The organism is Stenotrophomonas sp. STEN029 (assembly GCF_056760015.1).
Genome location: NZ_JBRREC010000152.1, coordinates 1 through 5,178, shown reverse-complemented (window position 1 = coordinate 5,178; position 5,178 = coordinate 1). Strand labels below are relative to the sequence as shown.

Annotated in this window: 3 protein-coding genes; 2 read left to right on the top strand and 1 reads right to left on the bottom strand. The window is 64.4% G+C overall.

Going from position 1 to position 5,178, the window contains the following annotated elements:
• Positions 1–316 precede the first annotated feature (316 nt).
• Together ACVOLI_RS20080 and ACVOLI_RS20075 are read left to right on the top strand one after the other, a co-directional pair.
• Positions 317–2,440 carry a lytic murein transglycosylase gene (locus ACVOLI_RS20080; RefSeq protein WP_481615729.1) on the top strand — a complete coding sequence of 708 codons (2,124 nt, stop codon included), beginning with the start codon at positions 317–319 and terminating at the stop codon, positions 2,438–2,440.
• A gap of 88 nt (positions 2,441–2,528) precedes the next feature.
• Positions 2,529–3,260 (top strand): GYF domain-containing protein, encoded by a 732-nt coding sequence (locus ACVOLI_RS20075; RefSeq protein ID WP_481615728.1) that lies wholly within the window; start codon positions 2,529–2,531, stop codon positions 3,258–3,260.
• Between the two features lie 60 nt (positions 3,261–3,320).
• On the opposite strand, the gene ACVOLI_RS20070 is transcribed toward ACVOLI_RS20075, so the two are convergent.
• On the bottom strand, positions 3,321–4,511 hold the full coding sequence (locus tag ACVOLI_RS20070; protein ID WP_481615727.1) for a benzoate/H(+) symporter BenE family transporter: 1,191 nt from the start codon (positions 4,509–4,511) through the stop codon (positions 3,321–3,323).
• Positions 4,512–5,178 lie beyond the last annotated feature (667 nt).

Here is a 5,178-nt window from a genome sequence, read left to right as displayed (position 1 = left end):
CCGCGGCGGGGGGGGGGGGGCGCCCCCGCCCCCCCCCCCCCCGCCCCGCCCCGCGGGGGGGGGGGGGGCCCCCGGCCGCCCCCCCCCCCGCCCCCCCCCCCCCCCCCACTACGCTTCCGCTCCCTCCCTTGCGCTACGCGCAGGGGAGGGCTGGGGAGGGGTGCTTTTGGCTTTTGGCTTTCGCCTCCCCAAACACCTTCAGCCTCGCGGCTCACGCCGCTCCCACAACCAAACGCAACCACACCGCTTATCATCAAGCTCCAGTGCAAGGAGCGTATGGATGAACCCGATCAACCTGCTGCGTGCAGGCACCACGATGGCAGCGCTCACGCTGGTCGTCCCTGCCCAGGCCGCAATCACCGACTTCGGCAGCTGTGGCGCCTCACTCAAGGCCGCTGCCGTTGCCCAGGGCATCAGCGGCGAAAAGTTTGATCAGGTCTTCAGCAGCATCACCCCCGACCTGAGTGTGCTGCCGTTGCTCGACGCGCAGCCCGAGTTCACCACCCCGATCTGGGACTACCTGGCCTCGCTGGTGGACAGCCGTCGTATCGCCGATGGCCGCGCGCTGCTGAGCCAGCACCGTGCGCTGCTGGACCAGGTCAGTGCCCAGTACGGCGTCGACCCGGCCACCATCGTCGCGGTCTGGGGCGTGGAAAGTGACTACGGCCGTGTGTTCGGCAAGCGCCCGTTGCTGCAGTCGCTGGCCACCTTGTCCTGCAACGGCCGACGCCAGCCCTTCTTCAAGGGCGAGCTGCTGGCCCTGCTCAAGCTGATCGACAAGGGTGACCTGAATCCCAGCGGCCTGACCGGCTCCTGGGCCGGTGCTTTCGGCCACACCCAGTTCATGCCATCGACGTACGCCCGCATCGCCGTGGACGGCGATGGCGACGGCCGCCGCGATCTGGTCGCCAGCATTCCCGATGCGCTGGCCTCCACCGCCAACTATCTGAAGCAATCCGGTTGGCGCAGCGGCCAGCCGTGGGGCGTGGAAGTCCGCATCCCCGCCAACTTCAATGCCGCACTTGCCGGCCGCACCAAGCGCAAACCGCTGGCGGACTGGCGCGCGCTGGGCATCACCCTCGCCGATGGCAAAGCGCTGCAGGTAGCGGCCATCGGCGACGACAGCAATGCCGCCTTGCTGCTGCCGGCCGGTGCCAAGGGGCCGGCCTTGCTGGTGTTCCGCAACTACGACGCGATTTATTCCTATAACGCCGCCGAGAGCTACGCATTGGCGATTGCCACCTTGGCTGACCGCCTGCGCGGCGGTACCGGTCTGAGTGCCGCCTGGCCCACCGATGACCCCGGTATCGGCCGCGACGAGCGCCGCGAACTGCAGACCCTGCTGCTCGCGCGCGGGCACGATATCGGCAGCGCCGACGGCATGGTCGGCACCGCCACCCGCCGCGCCATCCAGGTCGAACAGCAGCGCCTCGGCTGGAAGAACGCAGACGGCCGTGCCGGCACCCGCATCCTGCAGGCACTGCGCAGCGCCAAGCCGGCGCAGCCGACGGCGTTCCAGCTGCCGCCCAACTACCAGCAACTTGTCCAGTCACCGATCGTACGGAGCAACGTTTCAATGAAGGATGTGCAGGGCCTGAGCACAGGCGACTTCAAGGGCTTCACCGCCTGGAAGGTGGAAACCCCGTTCTCCACTGCTGCCATCAGCGTGTTTGGCGGCCAGTTGCTGTCCTTCGTGCCGAATGGCGGCCAGGAGGTGATGTGGCTCTCGCCCAGCGCCAAGCAGCCGCCCACGCCCATCCGTGGCGGTGCGCCGGTGTGCTGGCCGTATTTCTCGCGGCAAGGGCAGGGCAACGATGTGCCCGCGCATGGTTTTGTGCGCACTGTTGCCTGGGAGCTGCGCGACGCCCGTCGCGAAGCCGATGGCAGCGTGGTCTTGACCCTTGCACCGCCGCCGATGGACAACCTCGGGCTGCGCCTGCAGATGGTGCTGCGCATCGGCCGCACCCTGGAGCAGGAGTTGATCACCGAGAACACCGGCAGTCAGGCGACCAGCTTCACCCAGGCCCTGCACAACTACTTCAATGTCAGCGACGCCTTGAAGGTGGATGTTACCGGGCTGGATGGACTCACCTACCTGGACAAGCTCGACAGCGGCAACGCCCACGTGCAGAAGGGTGACTGGAACCTGCGTGACCCGCGTGACCCCGGCCGCAGCGACCGCCTCTACACCCAGGCCGGCGGCCATTACGTGCTGCGCGACCCGGGTTTCAAGCGCGCAATCGACATCAGCACCAGCGGCAGCCGCACCGCCGTGGTCTGGAATGCCGGTGAAGCCGGTGGCGCGAAGATGGACGACATCGGTGCCGCGTGGCGCAATTACGTCTGCGTGGAGGCTGCCAACGCCGGCCCTGACGTGATCGAGTTGGCCCCGGGTGGACGCCACACGCTTAAGCAGGTGTTCGAGGTCAAGCCGCTTTGAGTGCAATCCGCTTGTGAGGCGTACGCGCGCGAACTAGCGTCAATCCCGCTGCCATGAAGGCAGTAGTCGTTCGATCAAGGAAGAAACAATGCCGAATACCCAGTGGTATTACACAGATGCACAGCACGAGCGGCAGGGGCCGCTCGCCACCGCGCAGATGAAGCAGCTGTTTGCCGAGGGTGGGCTGGCGCCGTCGGCGCTGGTATGGCGTGCAGGCATGGAGCAATGGCAGCCGGTGCAGGACTTCGCGCTGGAACTGGCCTGGCCGGAGCCGGCGGAAGGCAAGCACGAGGGCAGCAATCCGTACGCGGCTCCAGCTGCCGTTGTCGGTGAGCCGCCGCTCGCGCTGATGGACGATACCTTGAAGCCCTACGCCGATTTTGTCGGCAGCAACTTCGATAAGTACCGCCGGAAGTGGCACCTCGATGGAAAACATCCCCATGCCAAGGACACCTGGCATTGGCCTGCCTTCTTCTTCGGTTTGATGTGGATGCTCTACCGCAAGATGTACCTGCTCGCGGTGATGTGGGGGGGCGGGTCCCTGCTGCTTTCAACCGCGCTGCGCCTGTTGGGTATCCCGGATCTTGCGGCATGGGGTGTCAGCATTGGTATTGCGGTTGCCGCGGGTGGCCTGGGCAACGCCTTCTACCTGAAGCATGCGCAGAAGCAGATCCAGCAGGTGACCTCTGCAAACACCGGGGGCGCCCATGCGCTGCGGGCGCAGCTGCGCCTGCGTGGCGGAACCAGCATCGCCGCCGTGTTCACGGGTATTTTTGTGATGATCGTGATCAACGTGACAATCGTATTCACGATCATGTGAAAAATGTCAGTGCGCACCGGCCGATATCGAACCGAAGCGCGCTGACTGCATGTACAGAAGTCAGCGCAGCGGCGCAGGCCGGCGCAGCACCAGTAGCGTGATCACACCAGCGACCAAGCCCCAGAACGCAGAACCAATACCCGCCATCGACAATCCCGATGCCGTTACCAGGAAGGTCACCAACGCCGGCTCGCGCTCGGCCTCTTCCTTCAATGCCACGGCCAGGCTGTTGCCGATGGTGCCGAGCAGGGCGATACCGGCCAGCGTCGCAATCAGTTCCTTTGGGAACGCCGCGAACACCGCCGCCACGGTCGCGCCGAACAAGCCGATCACGATGTAGAACACGCCAGCACTCACCGCAGCGGTGTAACGGCGCGTCGGATCCTCATGCACATCCCGGCCCATGCAGATCGCCGCAGTGATCGCGGCCAGGTTCAAGGCATAGCCGCCGAACGGTGCCAAGGCGGTATTGACCACCCCGATCCAACCGATCACCGGTGATATCGGCGCGTCATAGCCCGAAGCCTTCAACACCGCCACGCCCGGCACGTTCTGCGAGGCCATGGTGACGATGAACAAGGGCAGGGCGATGCCGAACAGCGCCGCCCACGACAGCGTCGGCATTGTGAACACCGGCAGCGCCATCTGCAGCTGCACCTGTTCCATATGCATCAGCCCCTTGCCGCTGGCGACCGCCACACCCACCAGCAAGGTCGCAATCACCGCGTAGCGCGGCAACCAGCGCCGCCCCACCAGGTAGGTGGCGAACATCAACAGCACCAGCAACGGCTGGGTGTTCACCGATACAAAGACATCCAGGCCAAAGCGCAGCAGCACACCGGCCAACATGCCTGAGGCCAGCGACACAGGGATCCTTCGCATCGCCTTCTCGAACACCCCCGAGAAACCGGCCAACGCACCCATCAAAGCGGCCAGCACAAATGCACCGATCGCATCGGACAGCGGCAGCGTGGTTGCCCCGACCACCAGCATTGCCGCGCCCGGGGTAGACCAGGCCGTCACCACCGGCATCCGGTAGCGCAGTGACAGACCAATACAGGTCACGCCCATGCCGATGCCCAGCGCCCACATCCACGACGCAATCTCGGTCTGCCCGGCACCTACGGCCTGCGCGGCCTGGAACACGATCACCGCCGAGCTGGCAAAGCCCACCAGCACCGTAATGAAGCCGGCAACCACGGCAGGCAACGAGAGATCACGAAAGAACGAACGCGGAGCCGGAGTGGTCATCTATATAGAGGTGCAACGGATCAACCCGCATTGTGGCCCAGCAAGCCGCTCTACGGCCCCAGTAAAGGTAGACGGAGTAGCAAGCCCCTCTCCCGTTTACGGGAGAGGGGTTGGGGTGAGGGCAGCTCTTCGCCCTGAGGCATGGCCGCGCCCAACTGGGCGAACCAAATCTCCAACATCAGCGCCGAGCCCAACCAAGGCGCCAGCCCTTGCACCTGATCGGACCATCAGGAACAAGAAGAGCACCACATAAGAGCGAAAGCTTCCCCAAAGTCCACGTAACTTTGCCAACTCTGGCCCCAACCCCCGATTTGCTGCCCTGCAACAAAAAGTGATTGCGATTTTCACAAAGATGTCTAGAATCCACCTCCTCGCTTCACGGCGCCGATCACAGCAGTGACCGACACCAAGAAACGACGTCACCAACCTCGAAACAGGGTGTTGACGGAAACAAAAAACCTGCCATAATAGGCGGCTCGCTTCGACGAAAAGCCTTCGGGCTCCACCTTGAAGCCGCCGAGTCAACAGCCTCTCAAAAAGGTGTTGACGAAGCAGGAAAGCCGGCTATAATGGGCGGCTCGCTACGACGGAAACGTCGCAGCCTACGAAGAAGGCGCTGAGGCCTGATTCGAAGTTCTTTGAAAGTATGCGCAGGTATCTTGTGAGG

Excerpts from the sequence above, each read along its gene's own strand:
- ACVOLI_RS20075 (WP_481615728.1), top strand. The coding sequence starts at position 2,529 with ATGCCGAATACCCAGTGGTATTACACAGATGCACAGCACGAGCGGCAG.
- ACVOLI_RS20070 (WP_481615727.1), bottom strand. The coding sequence starts at position 4,511 with ATGACCACTCCGGCTCCGCGTTCGTTCTTTCGTGATCTCTCGTTGCCT.
- ACVOLI_RS20080 (WP_481615729.1), top strand. The coding sequence starts at position 317 with ATGGCAGCGCTCACGCTGGTCGTCCCTGCCCAGGCCGCAATCACCGAC.